The 17946-nt window shown below is 75.8% G+C and carries 13 protein-coding genes; 9 read left to right on the top strand and 4 right to left on the bottom strand.

What is annotated here, in order from left to right:
• Positions 1-63 precede the first annotated feature (63 nt).
• From ACZ3IL_RS15565 to iolD, 7 genes are all read left to right on the top strand, one after another.
• Positions 64-891, top strand: coding sequence for an inositol monophosphatase family protein (locus ACZ3IL_RS15565; protein WP_467390570.1), 828 nt, complete (start codon positions 64-66; stop codon positions 889-891).
• Positions 888-1739: an HAD family hydrolase gene (locus ACZ3IL_RS15560; protein ID WP_467390568.1), complete on the top strand. Its 852-nt coding sequence runs from the start codon at positions 888-890 to the stop codon at positions 1737-1739. Before ACZ3IL_RS15565 ends, ACZ3IL_RS15560 begins: the two co-directional genes overlap by 4 nt.
• 405 nt (positions 1740-2144) lie before the next feature.
• Positions 2145-3086 carry a TIM barrel protein gene (locus ACZ3IL_RS15555; RefSeq protein ID WP_467390566.1) on the top strand — a complete coding sequence of 314 codons (942 nt, stop codon included), beginning with the start codon at positions 2145-2147 and terminating at the stop codon, positions 3084-3086.
• 4 nt (positions 3087-3090) lie between these two features.
• Positions 3091-4065 (top strand): 5-dehydro-2-deoxygluconokinase, encoded by a 975-nt coding sequence (iolC, locus tag ACZ3IL_RS15550; RefSeq protein WP_467390564.1) that lies wholly within the window; start codon positions 3091-3093, stop codon positions 4063-4065.
• Entirely contained in the window at positions 4065-4943 is an 879-nt protein-coding gene (locus ACZ3IL_RS15545; protein ID WP_467391331.1) for a Cgl0159 family (beta/alpha)8-fold protein, read from the top strand. The genes iolC and ACZ3IL_RS15545 overlap by 1 nt, the downstream gene beginning before the upstream one ends.
• Complete coding sequence (gene iolB, locus ACZ3IL_RS15540; RefSeq protein WP_467390562.1) at positions 4940-5905, top strand: 5-deoxy-glucuronate isomerase; 966 nt, start codon at positions 4940-4942, stop codon at positions 5903-5905. The genes ACZ3IL_RS15545 and iolB overlap by 4 nt, the downstream gene beginning before the upstream one ends.
• Positions 5902-7887 (top strand): 3D-(3,5/4)-trihydroxycyclohexane-1,2-dione acylhydrolase (decyclizing), encoded by a 1986-nt coding sequence (gene iolD / locus ACZ3IL_RS15535; RefSeq protein ID WP_467390560.1) that lies wholly within the window; start codon positions 5902-5904, stop codon positions 7885-7887. Before iolB ends, iolD begins: the two co-directional genes overlap by 4 nt.
• 85 nt (positions 7888-7972) lie before the next feature.
• Here iolD and tpg read toward each other — a convergent pair whose 3' ends face one another.
• The 3 genes from tpg to ACZ3IL_RS15520 all read right to left on the bottom strand — a co-directional run bounded on the left by tpg (position 7973) and on the right by ACZ3IL_RS15520 (position 13064).
• Positions 7973-8530 carry a telomere-protecting terminal protein Tpg gene (gene tpg, locus ACZ3IL_RS15530; protein ID WP_467390558.1) on the bottom strand — a complete coding sequence of 186 codons (558 nt, stop codon included), beginning with the start codon at positions 8528-8530 and terminating at the stop codon, positions 7973-7975.
• 11 nt (positions 8531-8541) lie between these two features.
• Complete coding sequence (gene tap, locus ACZ3IL_RS15525) at positions 8542-10800, bottom strand: telomere-associated protein Tap (protein WP_467390556.1); 2259 nt, start codon at positions 10798-10800, stop codon at positions 8542-8544.
• 317 nt (positions 10801-11117) lie between these two features.
• The gene (locus tag ACZ3IL_RS15520; protein WP_467390554.1) at positions 11118-13064 is read right to left on the bottom strand and encodes a serine hydrolase domain-containing protein; all 1947 of its coding nucleotides are present in this window, start codon (positions 13062-13064) and stop codon (positions 11118-11120) included.
• A gap of 115 nt (positions 13065-13179) precedes the next feature.
• Here ACZ3IL_RS15520 and ACZ3IL_RS15515 point away from each other — a divergent pair, with 115 nt between their 5' ends.
• Complete coding sequence (locus ACZ3IL_RS15515) at positions 13180-15135, top strand: histidine kinase (protein WP_467390552.1); 1956 nt, start codon at positions 13180-13182, stop codon at positions 15133-15135.
• On the opposite strand, the gene ACZ3IL_RS15510 is transcribed toward ACZ3IL_RS15515, so the two are convergent.
• Complete coding sequence (locus ACZ3IL_RS15510; protein WP_467390550.1) at positions 15068-15676, bottom strand: response regulator transcription factor; 609 nt, start codon at positions 15674-15676, stop codon at positions 15068-15070. The genes ACZ3IL_RS15515 and ACZ3IL_RS15510 overlap by 68 nt on opposite strands.
• A gap of 310 nt (positions 15677-15986) precedes the next feature.
• On the opposite strand from ACZ3IL_RS15510, the gene ACZ3IL_RS15505 reads away from it, so the two are divergent.
• Complete coding sequence (locus ACZ3IL_RS15505; protein ID WP_467391330.1) at positions 15987-17861, top strand: flavin monoamine oxidase family protein; 1875 nt, start codon at positions 15987-15989, stop codon at positions 17859-17861.
• Positions 17862-17946 lie beyond the last annotated feature (85 nt).

The raw sequence follows: 17946 nt of genomic DNA, 5'->3' as shown, positions 1-17946 counted from the left end.
GGCCCCCGCACGGCGCGGGCCGGACGGGACTTCCGGAACACGCCCCGAGGAGGCGGCCACCGCATGAGCGAACTCGACGACCTGTCCACCCGCCTGCGGGAGATCGCCGCGGAGGCGGCGCTCGCGGTCGCGCCCGGCCTCCTGAAGGCGTTCCGCGGTGCGATGGACGTGGACTTCAAGCGCGACGAACACGATCCGGTCACCGTGCACGACGAGCGCGCGGAGGAACGCATCCGGGAACTGCTGCTCGAACGGGTGCCGGACAGCACCGTCGTGGGCGAGGAGGGCGGTCGGCGGAAGGGCGGCGGACGGGTCGCCTGGTACGTGGACCCCATCGACGGCACCGCCAACTTCGCCCGCGGGCTCGCCTTCTTCTGCACCTCCGTCGGCGCGACCGTCGACGGCGAACCCGTGGCCGGGGCGATCGTCGATCCGGTGACCGGCCACGTCTTCACCGCCGACACCCGCGGCGGCTACCTCGGCGGCGAGCGGCTGCGCGCCGCCGGCGCGCGGGACGAGGCCCGGGGCCTGCTCATCACCAGCTTCCCCAACAGCCGCGAACTGGCCCGGAACGATCCGCAGACCCTGCCGCGCTTCGGCGGGCTCGTCGCCCGCTACGGCACCGTGCGCCGCACCGGAAGCGCCGCGCTGACCCTGGCCCACGTGGCCGCCGGCTGGTGCGACGCCGCGCTCGGGACCTCCGTCAACGCCTGGGACGTGTGCGCCGCGCAGGTCCTGGTGCGCGGCGCGGGCGCGGTGTACCGGCCGTTCGCCGGCGCCGGGGGATGGGACCAGCCCGGCTACCTCGCCCACCGCCCGGGCCCGGTGCCGGCCGCCGAGGAGTTCGTGGACTGGTACCTGTCCCGGCTCCCCGGCGGGAGCACCCGGTGAGCGCCGGACCCGCCGCGCCGGTCCCGGAGGCCGCCACCGGCCCCGGTCCGCGCTACCGGTGGCTCGTCACCGACCTCGACGGCACCCTGGTGGACCGCCGGCTGCGCGTCGTCGGGCGCAGCGCCCGGGCGCTGCGCCGTTACCAGGAACTCGGCGGCACCGTCGTCATCGCCACCGGCCGCAACGAGGTCTCCGCGGGCCGGTACCACCGCGAACTCGGCCTGACCACGCCGATGATCGTCTACAACGGCGCGCGCGTCGTCGACCCGCGCACCGGCGAACGCCTGCTCGACCTGGACCTGGGCGCGTTCTGGCCGGCGGTGCGCGACGGGCTGGTACCCGCCCTCCCCGCCGGCACGGGGGCGGTCGCCTTCCTCGGGGAGGACGCCTACGTGCTGCGCCCGGCCCCCGTGCTCGCCGCCTACGCCGCGCGGGACCGCATCGAGCTGCTGCCGGACCCGCCCGCCGGAGCGCCCACGAAGGTCATGCTCTTCGCCGAGCGGCCGGGGCTCGGCCCCCTGGCGGCACTGACCGCGCGCCACTGCCCCGACGCCACGCTGGTGCAGTCCGAGGACACCTATCTGGAGATCCTTCCGGCCGGCGCGGGCAAGGAAGCCGCGCTGCGCCACCTCGCGCGGCGCTGCGGAGTCCCGATGGCGCGGGTGGCCGCGATCGGCGACAACCCCAACGACACCGGCATGGTGCGCGCCGCGGCCCTCGGCGCGGCGGTCGGCGACGGCCACGAGCAGGTCCGCCGCGCCGCCGACCTGGTGGTCGGCGGATGCGCGCAGGGCGCGGTCGCGGATCTGGTCGAGCACATCCTGGGGGAGCGGTTCCGGCTGCCGTGACCGGCCCCGGTGCACCGCGTCCGGAGCCGGGGGCCGTGGCCCCCGGCTCCGTTCGTCCGCCCGGACGCGGGGCCCCCGGTCACGGCCGGACGGGGGGCCGTCGGCCGGTGAGAACGCCCCGGCCGACCAGCTCCCCTCCCGCCGACCAGCCCCCTTCCAGCCGACCGGAACCCTTCCGGCCGGCAAGAGTGCCCGGCCGGTGGCACCCCCGCGCGGGGCGGGGCCCGGGGCCCGGACGCCCGGTGACGGCGCGGCCCCGGTCGCCCGGACCGCACCACGAACCCGTTAAGCGCAGGACGACGTAATGTCCTGACATACTGTTGACAGGTATCGTGCATCGGGGCAGGCTCTCTGCAGACGAACCGGGCCCCGGGCCCGCACCCCACACCGGAAGAAGGACCAGGTATGCGTAATACGCCGTCCGGCGCGGACACGCCCCTCGTCAGGCGCATCGCCGGCGCACCGATCTCCTGGGGCGTGTGCGAGGTCCCCGGCTGGGGCCACCAGCTGGCACCGGACACGGTGCTGTGCCAGATGCGCGACATCGGCCTGGCCGCCACCGAGTTCGGCCCCGACGGTTTCCTGCCCGACGCCCCCGGGGCGAAGGCCGAGCTCCTGTCCGCGTACGGACTGCGGGCGGTGGGCCAGTTCGTCCCCGCCGTCCTCCACGACCCCGGCCACGATCCGCTGCCCCGGGTGGAGGCCGCGATGGCGGACCTGCTCGTGGCGGGCGCGACCACGGTCGTCGTCGCGGCCGTCGGCGGCGGCGACGGCTACGACGACCGCCCCGCGCTGGACGACGACGGCTGGAACACCCTGCTGGCCAACCTCGACCGGATCGACGCGGCGGCCACCGGCGCCGGCCTCACCGCCGCCCTCCACCCGCACGTCGGCACCCTGGTCGAGACCGCCGAAGAGACCCGGCGCGTCCTCGACGGCAGCCGCATCGCCCTCTGCCTGGACACCGGGCACTGCCTCATCGGCGGCGGCGACCCGGTCGCCCTGGCCGCACGCGTCCCCGGACGCATCGCGCACGTCCACCTGAAGGACGTGCGCCGCCACCTCGCCGATCAGGTGCGCTCCGGGAAGATCACCTACACCCGGGGCGTCGCCGAGGGCATGTACGCGCCCCTGGGCGACGGCGACATCGACATCGCCGCGATCGTCCGCGGACTCGAAGCGCACGGCTACTCCGGCTGGTACGTCCTCGAACAGGACACCGTCCTCACCGCCCCGCCCGGACAGGACGGCGCCCACGACCCGCTGGACGACGCGAAGGCCTCCCTGGAGCGCCTCCTGGCCCTCGCCGCCCCCGTGGGCGAGCCCTCCCGCCGCGCCGGGGCGTGAACCGGTGGCCCACGACCTGATCGCCCTCGGACGCACCGGAGTGGACCTCTATCCCCTCGACCACGGCGTCGGCCTCGACCGGGTGAACACGTTCCAGAAGTTCCTCGGCGGCAGCGCGACCAACGTCGCGGTGGCCGCCGCCCGCCACGGCCGCGCCGCCGCCCTCGTCACCCGCGTCGGACGCGACCCCTTCGGCCGGTACGTACGGCAGGAGGCCGCGCGGCTCGGCGTGGACCCCACCCACATCCAGCCCCTGACCGCGCCGGACGGGCCGCCCACACCGGTCACCTTCTGCGAGATCTTCCCGCCCGACGACTTCCCCCTGTACTTCTACCGCTACCCCACCGCCCCCGACCTGATGATCGAGCCCGGCGACCTGCCGCTGGCCGCCATCCGCGACGCGCGCGTGTTCTGGACGACCCTCACCGGCCTCTCCGCCGAACCCAGCCGCTCCGCCCACCTCGCCGCCTGGCGGGCCCGGGACCGCCGCCCGCACACCGTCCTCGACCTCGACTACCGGCCGGTGTTCTGGAACTCCCCCGAGGAGGCCACCCGCCAGGCCGGCCGGGCCCTGGAACACAGCACCGTCGCCGTCGGCAACCAGGAGGAGTGCCGGATCGCCGTCGGCGAGAGCGACCCGCACCGCGCCGCCGACGCCCTCCTCGCGCGCGGAATCGACCTCGCCGTCGTCAAACAGGGCCCCGGGGGAGTGCTCGCCGCCACCCGGGACGAACGGGTCGAGGTGCCGGCGCACCCGGTCGAGGTCGTCAACGGCCTGGGCGCCGGCGACGCGTTCGGCGGCGCGCTCGTCCACGGCCTGCTCAGCGGCTGGGACCTCACCCGCGTCCTCACCTTCGCCGGCGCCGCCGGCGCGCTCGTCGCCGCACGCCTCGCCTGCTCCACCGCCATGCCCACCACCGCCGAGGTGGAGGCGGCCCTGGCCTCCCGGCAGCCGGACCACGCCGGAGGAACCGCATGATGCACGCCGCCGAGATCACCGACCTCCGGGCCCGCGAGCCCGGACTCATCGCCCGCGCCTGGCGGAAGCGCTCCCGCCGCCCCCTGGCCGGAGAGGACGGCCGGCTGCTGATCATCGCCGCCGACCACCCGGCCCGCGGCGCGCTCGGCGTCCGCGGCGACGACGGCGCCATGGCCAGCCGCACCGAACTCCTGGACCGGATGGCCACGGCCCTCTCCCGCCCCGGGGTCGACGGCGTGCTCGGCACCCCCGACCTGCTCGACGACCTGCTCCTGATGGGCGCGCTCGAAGACCGCAACGCCATCGGCTCGATGAACCGCGGCGGCCTGCAGGGCGCGGTCTTCGAACTCGACGACCGGTTCACCGCGTACACCCCGCAGGCCATCGCCGCCCAGGGCCTGGAGGGCGGCAAGGCGCTGACCCGGATCTGCCTCGACGACCCCGGGACCGTCGCCACCCTGGAGGCGACCGCGGCCGCCGTCACCGGCCTCGCCGAGCACGGCCTGATGGCGATGGTGGAACCCTTCCTCTCGGTGCGCGACGCCGGCGGCGTGCGCAACCTGCTCGACCCCGCCAGCGTGGTGAAGTCCATCCAGATCGCCACCGCGCTCGGCTCCACCAGCGCCCACACCTGGCTCAAGCTGCCGATCGTCGCCGACCTGGAACGCGTGCTGGACGCCACCACCCTGCCCACGCTCCTCCTCGGGGGCGACCCGCGGGGCGACCCGCACGACACCTACACCGCGTGGGGCGACGCCATGGCGCTGCCCACCGTGCGCGGCCTCGTCGCCGGCCGCACCCTGCTCTACCCGCAGGACGGCGACGTGGCCGCCGCCGTCGACATCGCCGCCGAACTCGTCCACGGGAGCCGCCGGTGAACGCCGCGCCGCGAACCCCGGCGGAACCCCGCTGGGTGCGCCCGCGCGGCACCGCCCGCGCCGACGGCTGGGAGGTGGTGATCGTGCCCGACGGGGAACACTGGCACCACACCGGGCTGCGCGTCGCCCACCTCGCGGCGGGGGAGACCCGCCGGCTCCGGGCCGACGGCTGGGAGCACGTCGTCGTCCCGCTGGCGGGCCGCGTCCACGTCACCGCCGAGGACGCGGACGGCCGCACCCACCGGGCCCCGCTCGCCGGCCGGCGGGACGTCTTCGCCGGGCCCACGGACATCGCGTACGCGGCGGCCGGATCGCGGCTCACCGTCACGGCCCCCGACGGCCCGGCCCGGGTGGCGGTGGCCGGCGCCCCGGTGACCGGCCGGAGCACCGTACGGCACCCGTTCCGGCACCTGACCGCGGACGAGGTCCCCGTCGAGCGCCGCGGCACCGGCAACGCCTCCCGCGAGGTGCGTGACCTCGGCGCGCCCGGAGTGCTCGACGCCGACGCGCTCATCGTCTGCGAGGTCGTCACCCCCGCCGGGAACTTCAGCTCCTGGCCGCCGCACAAGCACGACACCGAACGCCCGGGGGAGGAGACCCGCCTGGAGGAGATCTACTACGTCGAAACCGCCCCGGCCGACCCGCGCGCCACCGACCCGACGGGCTGCCTGCGGGTGTACGCCGCCGACCCGGACCGGCCCGTCGACGTGCTCGCCCAGGTACGCGCCGGCGACGTGGTGCTGGTGCCCCACGGCTGGCACGGCCCCGCGATCGCCGCCCCCGACACCCACCTGTACTACCTCAACGTCATGGCCGGCCCCGGCCCCGAACGGGCCTGGCTGATCCACGACGACCCCGCCCACGCGTGGGTCCGCGACACCTGGCCCCGGACGCCCTTCGACCCGCGGCTGCCGCTCGCCGGCGGGACGGGGGACACCTGCCCCGAAGGAGGCGGCGCATGAACCCGTACGAACCCCCGAACCGGCCCCCGGACGGGCCCCGGACCGTCCGGCTGACGGTCGCCCAGGCGACGGTGGCGTTCCTGGCCAACCAGTGGACCGAACGCGACGGCGAACGACGGCGCATGTTCGCCGGCGTCCTCGGGATCTTCGGGCACGGCAACGTCGCGGGCCTCGGACAGGCCCTGCTCCAGCACGAACGGCAGGCCTCGGGCCGGCCGGACCTGCCGTACGTACTGGCCCGCAACGAACAGGCCATGGTGCACACCGCCGTCGCCCACGCCCGCCACCTGGACCGGCTGTCGACCTGGGCCTGCACCGCCTCCACCGGCCCCGGCTCGACGAACATGCTCACCGGCGCCGCGCTGGCCACCGTCAACCGCCTCCCGGTCCTGCTGCTGCCGTCGGACACCTTCGCCACCCGCGTCAGCGCCCCCGTCCTGCAGGAACTGGAGCAGCCCCACGCCGCCGACGTCACCGTCAACGACGCCTTCCGCCCCCTGTCGAGGTTCTTCGACCGGGTCGACAGGCCCGAGCAGCTGCCGGCGGCGCTCCTCGGCGCCGCACGGGTGCTCGCCGACCCCGTCGAAACCGGCGCGGCGACCGTCTGTCTGCCGCAGGACGTCCAGGCGGAAGCCCACGACTGGCCCGCCGAACTGTTCGCGCCCCGGTGCTGGCACGTCGCCAGACCACCCGCCGAGGCCGTGCGCGTCACCGCCGCCGCCGGGATCGTCCGCGGCGCCGAGCGCCCCCTGCTCGTCGCCGGCGGCGGCGTCCACTACTCCGGGGCCGAGGACGCGCTGCGCGCCCTCGCCGACGCGACCGGCATCCCGGTGGCCGAGACCCAGGCGGGCAAGGGCTCGCTCCTGCACGGCCACCCCCGGCTGATGGGCGCCGTCGGCTCGACGGGCACCACCGCCGCCAACGCCCTCGCCCGGGAGGCCGACGTCGTCATCGGCGTCGGCACCCGGTGGAGCGACTTCACCACCGCCTCGCGCACCGCCTTCCAGCACCCGGGGGTCCGCTTCGTCAACATCAACGTCGCCGGTTTCGACGCGGGCAAGCACGCGGGCCTGTCCGTCGTCGCCGACGCGCGGGAGGCGCTCACGGCGCTGACCGCCGCCCTGCGCGGCCACCGGGTGCCGGACGCCCATCTGCGACGGCAGGCGGACCTCCTCGCGGACTGGGAGGGGCGGGCCGCCGTCGCCCTCGACCCGCCGGAGGAGGTCACCGGCGGACTCGCGGAGGGAACCCTGACACAGGCCGCCGTCCTCGGCTGCCTCAACGAACGCTCCGACCCGCGCGACGTGGTGCTGTGCGCGGCCGGCTCGCTCCCCGGCGACCTGCACAAGCTGTGGCGCGTCCGGGACCGCAAGGCCTACCACGTGGAGTACGGCTACTCCTGCATGGGCTACGAGATCCCCGCCGCGCTCGGCGTCCGGCTCGCGGACCCCACCCGCGACGTGTTCGCGCTCGTCGGCGACGGCGGCTACCTGATGATGCCCACCGAACTGGCCACCGCCGTCCAGGAGCGGCTGAAGGTCGTCGTCGTCCTGGTGCAGAACCACGGCTTCCACTCCATCGGCTCGCTGTCGGAGTCGCTCGGATCGCAGCGGTACGGCACCAGCTACCGCTACCGGACGCCCGGCCGCGGACTCGACGGCCCGCCGCTGCCGACCGACCTCGCCGCCAACGCCCGCAGCCTCGGCGCGCACGTCATCGAGGTCCGCACGCGCGCGGAACTGGCGGACGCCGTCGCCCGCGCCAAGGAACTGCCCGACGACGCGGGCCCCGTGGTCATCCACGTCGAGACCGACCCGCTGGTGCACGCGCCGGACAGCGACAGCTGGTGGGACGTTCCCGTCAGCCAGGTGTCGGAACTGGACACCACCCGCGACGCGTACGCGGCCTACGCCGCGCGCAAGAGGACGCAGCTCCCCCTGCTCGCCCCCACCCCCGCGCCCGCCGGCCCCGCCGACGGATGAGGAACCCGCCCGCGCTCCCGCCGGGGAGGACGCGCCGGAGCACGGTGGCCGTCACCGGACGGGCGCCGCCGTCCTCGCGGGGACGCTACAGATCGAACTCCAGGTGCTGGATGTCGGTGAAGCGGACCTCCTCCAGGCTGCCGGCCCGTCTGCCGCCGTCCTGGAAGTAGACCTCCCTGAGCGCGTCGGCCGCGATCCGCCGGAGCTGTTCGTCGCCCGCCCCGGCGTCCTGGGCGTCGAAGAGCCGGGCGGCGTACCGCGGGGGCAGGGCGAGGGTCAGGTGACGGACGCGGTCCTGGTCGGTGGAGCCGATCGGGGCCGTGTAGCCCAGGCGGGCGCGGGTGTCGATGACGATCCCGTCGGTGGCGGCCGCCCTCCTGCGGGCCCTGGCCCTGACCTGCGGCTGCCACCGCGCCTTCACCTCCCGCTCCAGGCGCGCGGCGAGGTCCGGCCGGGGCTTCCTGATCTCGCCCTTCACGTACCGTTCGACGGTGCGCCGGGAGACCCGCAGCAGCCGGGCGGCCTCCTTGGTGCCGCCGAGCCGCTTGACGAGGTAGCGCATCTGCGCGCCGGCCGACTTCGGGGCGGGGCGGGTGAACGCCTTGTGCACCGCCTTGTCGAGGCTGTCGCCGATCAGACCCATCGCCCTGTTCCCTATTCCCCGTTGTCGGCGTCGGTGACGGTGCCGTCCTTGATGTACCGGGCCAGGTTCAGCGCGGGCGCCCGGAACCGCTCCCGCACCCCTTCGCCCCACAGGACCGTCTGGGTGCCCTCGTGCTTGACCAGGCCCGGGTTCACCCCGAGCCTGAACCCGCCCGGCAGGGCCTTGCCGTCCCGGTGGGGCAGGAAGTCCAGCGGGCTCTCGCCGTCGGAGGCGTAGACGACGCAGTCCGACAGGACCGCGACGGGGTACTGGCCGGTGAACGCGGCGTGCTTGACCATCTTGCGGTGCAGGTTGACCCGGGTGCGGGAGATGACGGCCGCGCGGATGTCCGGCCGCCAGGTGGGCCGGGACAGGGCGCGCCAGGGCTCCCCCGGCCGCCAGTTCTCGCCCCGGGGCCGTTCGCGGAGCTTGCCGATGCCGCCCTTCACCGTCGCCTTGACGGCCGAGACGACGACGGCGAGGTCGGGATCGCGGTCCCTGTGGCCTTCCATCTCGGCGAGGAACCGCTCCGGGCCGGTGCCGGCGTGGACGCCGAGGTCGGCCATCGTGGCGAGGTAGGCGTCGCGGAGGCGGTTGTACCAGCCGTCGAGGTAACGCCCGTTGTCGTGGCGGACGTACGCCTCGACCGGGCGCACCTCGTAGCCGAGTTCGGCCGCGTAGGCGACGGTCGGGGTGGCGTACCAGGCCGGGCCCCCGGGACGCTCGCCGTCCGGGGTGAACGGGCTCGGCAGCAGGTCGCCCCTCAGCTCGGTCCACCCGTCCTTGCCGACCCGCACCTTCGACAGGTCGACGTGGGAGAGGTCGACGAGCCAGGAGCCGGGCAGTTTCGGGTCGAACACCGGTTCCTTGACGTGTGTCGGCGCGCCGAGACCGACGACCAGGCCGTTGGCGCCGGCCGCGAAGGCCATGTTGACGTCGATGCCGACGAGGAACCGGCGGGTGCACTCCTCGTCCGTCATCGGCCGCGCCCAGTCGTACGCCTCCTCGAAGAGCTTCTCGGCCGGGCCCCGGACGTGGAAACGCGGCAGACCGGCGAGGAGGGGGTGGCCGTCGGGGGCCTCGCACGGCGCCGGGTCCACCGGGTCCTTGCCCAGGGAGCCGGGGTTCTTCCCGTCGGCCTGCCGGAGGGCACCGGTCTCCGGGTCGCGCACGGCGTGGGTCGGGGGGTGCAGCGCGGTCATCAGCTCCAGGCCGGTCACGGCCGTCGAGCCGCGCGGCGTCGTCACCCGCGCCGCGTACACGCCCAGCACCCGGGCGAGTTCCGCCGGCGGCAGTTCGGCGGCGTGGCCCCAGTGGCGGGCGTCGAGCGCGTTCCACGACGGGACGCACACCTGGACGCACTGCCGTTCCGATCCTTGGGCGGGCCGGTAGATCCGGGCCCACGGTCCGAAACCGCGCTTGGTCAGTTTCCAGTCGGCCCGCGCGAGCTGCTTGACGGCCTTGTGCCCTTCCGGGAGCCGTCCGGCGTTCCGCTGCTCGTCGGTGAGCGTGGCCGGCAGGCCGTAGCGCTCGCACGCGGCGACGGTGAGGACGAGGAGGGGGTCCGCCGGCCTGCCGGGGCCGGACAGCTTCGGCTGTCCGAGCCGGGCCTCCTTCAGGGTCCATTCCACGAGGGAGGGCAGGGTCCTGGCGGGTACGTCGAGGATCGTGCCACCGGTGCAGTACGCCAGCACCTGTCCGGTTCCGTCGGCGTCGACGACCGCCAGCGGCCCGTTGGCGAACCGGGGGTCGGCCTCGCCCGGCGCCGGGGGCGCTCCCGGCGTCGTCTTCCCGGTGGCGCGCGCCGGACGCGGACCCGGCGGCGCGGCCTCCGGGGCGGAGGGGGAGGCGGGGGAGACGGGGACGGCCGGGGCGGTGTCGTGCCCGGTCGTGTCCGCGTTCCGCCGGGCGGGTTCCGCGGAAACGGCCCGCGCGTCCGGCGCGGGGGCGCCGGCGGGCGTCCCCGGGGCGGCCGCGGCGTCGGCGGGTGCCGGAGCGGCCACGGCCTCGTCCGGGTCGCCGCCGGCAGGAGCGGGGTAGAGCCGGGCGAGGCCGTCCAGGAGCCGCGCGTACGCGTCACGCTCGGGCGGACGCGGTTCGGTCCGGCCGGACTCCCAGCTGGTGACCGTGGCCCGGCGCACCTTCAGCGCGGCCGCGACCTCGTCGACCGTCAGGGCGTGGGCCTGGCGCAGGCGTTTGCGCTCCTCGGGCGGCGGCAGTGCGGCACGGGACGCGAGCAACGCGTCGACCGCGTCGAACAACTCGGACATGGAAGGACCTCCTGGGCCCAGCCTATCCCGCGAAGCGCGCTTCTCCCGTACGTCTGCCGTGCTTGTCGCGTCCATATCGCGTTCGGCGGGGGAAGAGGGAGGAGGACGCGCGGACTTCCGGAAACGGATTCCCCGGTGACCGCCACGAGGGGCGGGTGCGCGGCTCGCCCGCCGACGGCGCCCGCCCCATCCCCCCGGGGGGCCTCCCCGTCCGTACGGACTCCGGCCCGCGACCCGTCGCCGTCCGTGTCCGGGGGACCGCCGGTCCGTGCCGAACACCCCGGGGGGAGGAGCTCGTTCCGGTCCGGCGCGCGTGGTCACGGGGTCAGCCAGGTGAGGGGCGCGCTCACCATGTGGTACTCGACCAGCACCCCGGTCGTCACGAACGCCGCCACCGCCGTGCAACTGAACACGAGACGGCCCGGGAGGGACCACCACCCGCGGAACCAGGAGGCGATCGCTCCCGCCACCACGCCCAGGGCCGTGAACCCCAGCACCGTACCCAGCCCCGTCACGACGGTGAGGAGCGGCGATCCCAGGGGGACCATTTCCCTCATCCTGTTGCCGTCGGCGACGACCGCCGCGAGCGCGGTCGCGAAGGCCACCGTGACCAGGCCGGCCGCCGCGCCGGCGGCCCGCGCCGCCCGGGCCGCCGGCGGATGCGGGCTCCGGCCCCGGGAACGCCGCAGCAGGGCGACCGCCGGGAAGGCGACGGCACCCGGGACGAGCACGCTCAGGCCGAAGACGAGCAGCCCCATGTGGAGGGAGGGCGAGCGGCGCCACGACAGCCTCTCGTACGCCGTCGACGGCGTGGCCGACGACACCAGCAGCCCGTCCCGGGTGAACGCGATCGTCCCGCCCTCCGCGCCGCGCTCCCGGAAGAGTCCGCCGCCCAGGGCCGTCCAGCTCTGCTCGGGCCGGTCGGGGTCGGTGGAGAGCCCCGTGGTGCGCAGCCCGTTCCCGCCCTCCCTCTCGACGGTCACTCCCGAGACCAGGCCCTCCACCGCCATGAGGCCGGTGCGGCTCACCCGTGCCGGGCGGTAGGCGCCGGTGTAGGAGTCGATGGCGGCGTCGGCGGCGCCGGCCGGGGCCCCGGCCGGCGGGCCGTCCGGGACCAGCGCGTCCACGACGCGGTGGACCAGTTCCTCGCCGTCCCGGACGGCGCGGCCGTCCGTGCCGTCGCCGTTGAACACGACGAACACCCCGATCCCCCGGTCGGGGACGAGGAGCAGACGGGAATGGAAGCCGGAGACGTCACCGTCCTTGAACCATCCGGTCCGCCCGCCCCGCCGCCACTCCTCGAAGCCGTAGCCGACGCCGGGCAGCCGGGGGTCCTGCCGGTACTGCACCCGCCGCATGAGGCGGTCCGCCGCCGCCCCGCCGGTCAGCTGTCCGGTCATCCACCGGCCCATGTCGGCGGCGGTGCTGACGGCGCCCGGACCGGACGGGGACCACGCCCCGTACTGGCCCCTGTCCTCCGTCCAGCCGGAGGCGCCGGCGGGCCGGTAGCCGCGCGCCGTGTGCGCCGCGACGGGGTCCGGCTGCGGCTGGGCGAGCGTGGAGCGCGTCATGCCCAGCGGCCTGAAGACGTACTCGTCGACGTAGGCGGGGAAGGCCAGGCCGGACACGTCGGCGACGAGCTGACCCGCGAGCGCGTAACCGTAGTTGTCGTACGCCGCCACCGTGCCCGGGGCGCGGACCCGGGGCGGCCGGCGCGTCACGAGGCTCTCGGCGAGCGGTTCCACGTCCTCCGGGCGCGCTTCGGTGCGTCCGACCAGGTCGCTGTCGAATCCGGCGGTGTGCGTGAGGAGGTGATGCAGGGTCACCGGGCGCCCGGGGTGGGTGTCGGGCACGGTGACCGCCCGGAGGCTGTCGTTGACGTCGGCCCCGGGGTCGACCTCGCCGCCGGCGATGAGCTGGGAGGCCGCCTGCGCCGTGAACAGTTTGGCGAGCGAGCCGAGGAAGAAGCCGGTGCGATCCGGGTCGACCGGGGTCCGGCGCTCGACGTCGGCGAGTCCGTACCCCTCGGCCAGGACCGTCCGGCCGCCGGCGACGACCGTGACGGCCGCCCCCGGGATGCGGTCGTCCGCCAGGTACTCCGCGACGGCGGTGCCGACGAGGGAGCCGAGCGGGCCGGAGCGGGAGCCGGGACCGGCCGGACCGGCCGCGTGAGCGGGAACGGTGACGCACGCCGCGGCGACGGCGGTCGTCATCAGGATCGTGGCGGCCCTCGTGGCGAGGACCCGCATCCGTGTCGTACGCATGGGACGACGCTCCCGCACCGCCCGTGCCCGGGGGCAGTGCGGGACGCACCACCCCTTGTGCATTCTGCACGGGTGGGGCGGGTGCGGCGCACGGGTCCGCGTCTACCGTGATCCCATGGACGAGCGGGGCGGGGAAGCACGACACGGACGGACACACGGGCACGGGGGCACGCGCACCCGCCCCGGGGACACCGGCGCGGCGGGACCCGCCGCCGACGACCCCGCCGTCGACGACCCCGCCCCGGGTTCGACGCCCGGAGTCGTCTCCGTCGTCCTCGTCGGAGTCCTCCTCGGCTTCTCCTTCGAACCCGCCGTGGTCCTGCCGCGCCCGGCGGCCGTGCCGATGCTGCTGCTCCAGATCGTCGTCTGCCTGCCTTCGACGAGACGGCTGCGAGGGGCCTGGACCCTGGCCGCGCAGATCCTGCTCGCCCCCTGGTCCGGCCTGCCCGGCTTCCTCGGCGCCTCCGTGCTGCTGATCGTCGGACACCGCGTCCGGTGGGCCCTGTTCGCGGTCGTCGTCCTGGCCGGCGGGCTGCTCGCGACCGGCGACGGCGGTGCGCACTCCGTGCTCAACGGCACGGGCAACGCCCTCGCCCACGGACTGATCCTCTACGCCCTGACCCGGCTCACCGACCTGTACGCCCAACTCGACCTTTCCCGGGAGGCGTTGGCCCGTGCCCGGGTCGCCGACGAGCGCGAACGCGCGGGCCGGGCCCTCGACGCGGAACTCGGCACGGCCCTGGCGGAGATCGTCCGCCTGGCCGGCCGTGGCACACGGGCGGTGCGGCAACTGGTCACCGTGGCCCGGGAGGCGGCCGAGCGCGTGCGGGCCGTGCCCCCGGTGCGGCCGGCCGGCGAGACGGACGTCCCCGGCACCCCGGCCCCCGGCCTGGTGTGGCCCGTCGTCGTCGTCACCCACGCCGAGTACCTGATCGTGGGCGTGACCTTCCTGCTCGGCGAAGGGACGCGGGGCGCCGGACTCGCCGCGTACACGGCGGCGCTGGCGGCGGTCGTGGGCCTGCAGGCGTACCACTCGCTGCCACGCCCCCCGGGGACACGGCCCCGGGGGGCGGCGTGGACGCTGGGCGCGCAACTCGCCGTCGTCCTCGGCGTGCTCGCGGCCCCGGACGGCCCGTACCCCCAGCCGGCGGCCTTCGCGGTGGCGTCGCTGCTGATCGTCCTCCCCGGGCGCGTCGCCCGGCCGGCGGCCGGAGCGCTGACGGCCCTGGTCTCCCTGGTGCTCCTGGCGCGGACGGACGGGCCGGGCGTCCGGGGCACCGCGCTGCTGGTCCTGGACGTCGTGGTGATCGCCCTGGTCTTCTACGGACTGGCGCTGTTCACCGGCCTCGTCCACCGGCTGGGAGAGGCCCGGGACGCCCTCGCCGCGCTGGCCGTGGCACGGGAGCGCCGGCGCATCGCCCGGGACGTGCACGACCTGCTGGGACACGGACTCTCCGCGATCGCGCTGAAGGGCGAGCTGGCGGCCCGCGACCCCGACCCGTCGCGGGCCCGCGCCCACCTCGCCGACGCGGCGGCCCTGGCCGGACGGGCCCTGGCCGATCTCCGGGCGATCCCGGGGGACGGAACGCGGCTCGTCCTGTCCGAGGAGGTGGAATCCGCCCGCGGCGTGCTCGCGGCCGCGGGCGTCCGCATGGAGGTGCGGGGAGGGACGCGGATCGCCGACGCGGCGCGGCGGGAGTTCTTCGCCGTCGTGGTGCGCGAGGCGGTGACGAACGTGCTGCGGCACGCCGAAGGGGCGCGCCGGTGCGAGGTGGAGATCGGGCCGGGCCTGCTGCGCGTCGCGGACGACGGCCGCGCGACGCGCGCCGCGCCCCGGAACGGGGCTCCGGCGGAGACCGGTTCCGGCGGGAACGGGCTGCGGAACCTGCGGGAACGCGCGGAGGCGCTCGGCGGGGTGCTGGAGAGCGGGGCGGGCGCGGACGGCTACGTCCTGACCGTCCGGCTGGAGTCCGCGCCCGTACCCGCCGGCGGACGGCGCCGCGCTACTCCACCCAGCCCTGCTCCCGCGCGATCCGTACGGCGTCGAGCCGGTTGCGGGCGTCGAGCTTGACGACGGCCGCGCCGAGGTAGTTCCGTACGGTGCCCTGGGACAGGTGCAGTTCACGGGCGATCTGGGCGAGCTGGGCACCGGTGGCGGCCAGCCGCAGGACATCGGTCTCCCGGGGGGTCAGCGGGTTCCTCCCGGCGGTGAGCGCGGCGGCGGCGAGCCCGGGGTCGATGACGTGCTCACCGGCGGCCACGCGGCGGATCGCGGTGGCGAGCCGGTCCGGCGGGGCGTCCTTGAGGACGAACCCGCCGACGCGCGCGGCGAGCGCGGAGCGCAGCGCCTCGGGGCGTCCCAGCCCGGTGAGGATCATGGTCCGGCACTCGGGGAGGGCGACGGAGAGGTCCCGGGCGGCCGTCAGGCCGTCGGCGCCCGGCATCTCCAGATCGAGGACCGCGACGGTGGGCCGGTGGGCGAGCGCGGCCGGCACGACGGCGTCCCCGCGGGCCACCTCGGCGACCACCTCCAGGTCGGCCTCCAGGTTCAGCAGGGCCGTCAGCGCCCCGCGGATCATGTGCATGTCCTCGGCCAGCAGAACGCGGATCATGGTGGCTTCCTCCCCGGAGGATCGTACCGGCCGCCGGGGGAGCGTCCGGCTCCCGGCGCACGCGAGCCGGCCCCGGCGCCGGAGCCGGCTCGCGTGCGCCGGTCACGACGGCGAAGACCAGTTCGTCAGCCACGAGCGGCGCGCCACACGTCCGGGTGCCAGTTGCGCTCCCCGGTGTCTTTTGGGCATCGGGGGCCGGTGGAACCGCGAGAGTTGCCCCGTGATCACCAACTCGCTTCCCGCTCCCGACCCCGTCGGCGATTCCGGTCCCGAACCCGGGCCCGTCCGGCGGCCCTCCCGCCGTACCGTCATCGCCGGCGCCGCCGCGGGAGCCGGCGCGCTCGCCGTCACCGCTCCCGGTGCCGGGGCCTCCCCGGCGGCCCCCCGTCCCGCCGCCCCTTCCGACTGGGACGCCTGCCTGACCGTCGCCCGGGCCCTCCTGGTGCGGGACGACGACGACCTGCCCCTCGTGCCGCGCTACGCGGACATCCTGCTGAGGACGGGCCTGCCCCGGCCGGGCGGGGGAGGAGACCGCAGGGGCCGCAAGGTGCTGATCGTCGGCGCCGGACCCGCCGGGCTCGTCGCCGCCCATCTGCTGCGCCGGGCCGGGCACCGGGTCACCGTCATCGAGGCCAACGGCAACCGGGTGGGCGGCCGGATCAAGACCTTCCGCACCGGGGGGCACGAGAAGGCCCCGGCACCCTTCGCCGACCCGAAGCAGTACGCCGAGGCCGGCGCCATGCGCATCCCCGGCAGCCACCCGCTCGTCACCGGCCTGATCGACAGCCTGGGCCTCGAACGCCGTCCCTTCCACCTCGTCGACGTCGACGGGGCCGGCCGTCCCGTCCACCGCACGTGGATCCTCGTCAACGGCGTCCGCGTCCGCCGGGCCGACTACGCGCGCGGCCCGCAGGCCGTCAACCGCTCCTTCGGCGTCCCGGCGGCCTACGAATCCGTTCCCGCGGCGCAGATCGTGCGCGACGCCTTCGCTCCCGTCCGCAGGGAGATCGAGGGCAAGAAGGACAGGGAACTGGTCGAGGGCTGGGCCCGCGTCTTCCAGCGCTACGGCCACATGTCCATGTTCCGGTACCTGACGGAGGAGGCGGGGCTCGACGAGCGGACCGTCGACCTGATCGGCACCGTCGAGAACCTCACCTCCCGTCTCCACCTGGCCTTCGTGCACAGTTTCATCGGGGCCTCGCTCATCAGCCCCGACACCGCCTTCTTCGAGCTGCCCGGTGGCACCGCCACCCTGGCCGACGCCCTCTACGACCGGGTCAAGGACCTCGTGCGGCTGGACCGCCGCGCCACGCGGATCGCGCACGGCGACGGCAGGATCACCATCGACACCGTCTCCGAGGGCCGGGGCCCCGGACCCGTGGAGCGCGAGACCTTCACCGGGGACGCCGCGATCATCACCGTCCCCTTCTCCGGACTGCGGCACATCCCGGTCGTCCCCGCGCTCTCCTACGGCAAGCGGCGCGCGATCACCGAACTCCACTACGACGCCGCGACCAAGGTGCTGCTGGAGTTCAGCCGCCGCTGGTGGGAGTTCGACGAAGCCGACTGGGAACGGGAGCTGGAAGCGGTGCGGCCGGGCCTGTACCGGAAGTACCGGCTCGGGCAGGCCCCCACGGACGGCAGCCTGCTCGGCGCGCACCCCTCCGTGCCCAAGGGGCACATCTCCGCCTCCCAGCGCGTCCACTACGCCGCCACGCGCCTGGTCTCCCGCGACCAGCCCGAGGCCGCCGGGGTCATCGGCGGCGGTTCGGTCACCGACAACCCCAACCGCTTCGTGTTCCAGCCCTCCCACCCCGTCGAAGGCAGCCCGGGCGGCGTGCTCCTCGCCTCCTACAGCTGGGCCGACGACGCCCTGAAGTGGGACTCGTTCGACGACGAGGAGCGCTACCCCCGCGCCCTCGCCGGAGTGCAGGACGTGTTCGGGCAGCGGATCGAGGTCTTCTACACCGGCGTCGGACGCACCCAGTCCTGGATGCGGGACCCGTACGCCTACGGTGAGGCGTCCGTGCTGCTGCCCGGCCAGCACACCGAACTCTTCCCGCACGTCCGCGAGGCCGAGGGGAACCTGCACTTCGCCGGGTGCCACACCTCGGTCAAGCCCGCGTGGATCGAAGGGGCCGTCGAATCCGCCGTGCGGGCCGCCCTGGAGGTCCACTCGGCGTGACGAGCGGCCGTGGGGGGGGGGGGGCCGGCCCCCCCCCCCCCCCCCCCCCCCCCCCCCCCCCCCCCCCCCCCCCCCCCCCCCGTAC

It is taken from the genome of Streptomyces sp. NPDC014907, from assembly GCF_055562975.1.
This window is presented reverse-complemented; position numbering and strand designations above follow the sequence as displayed.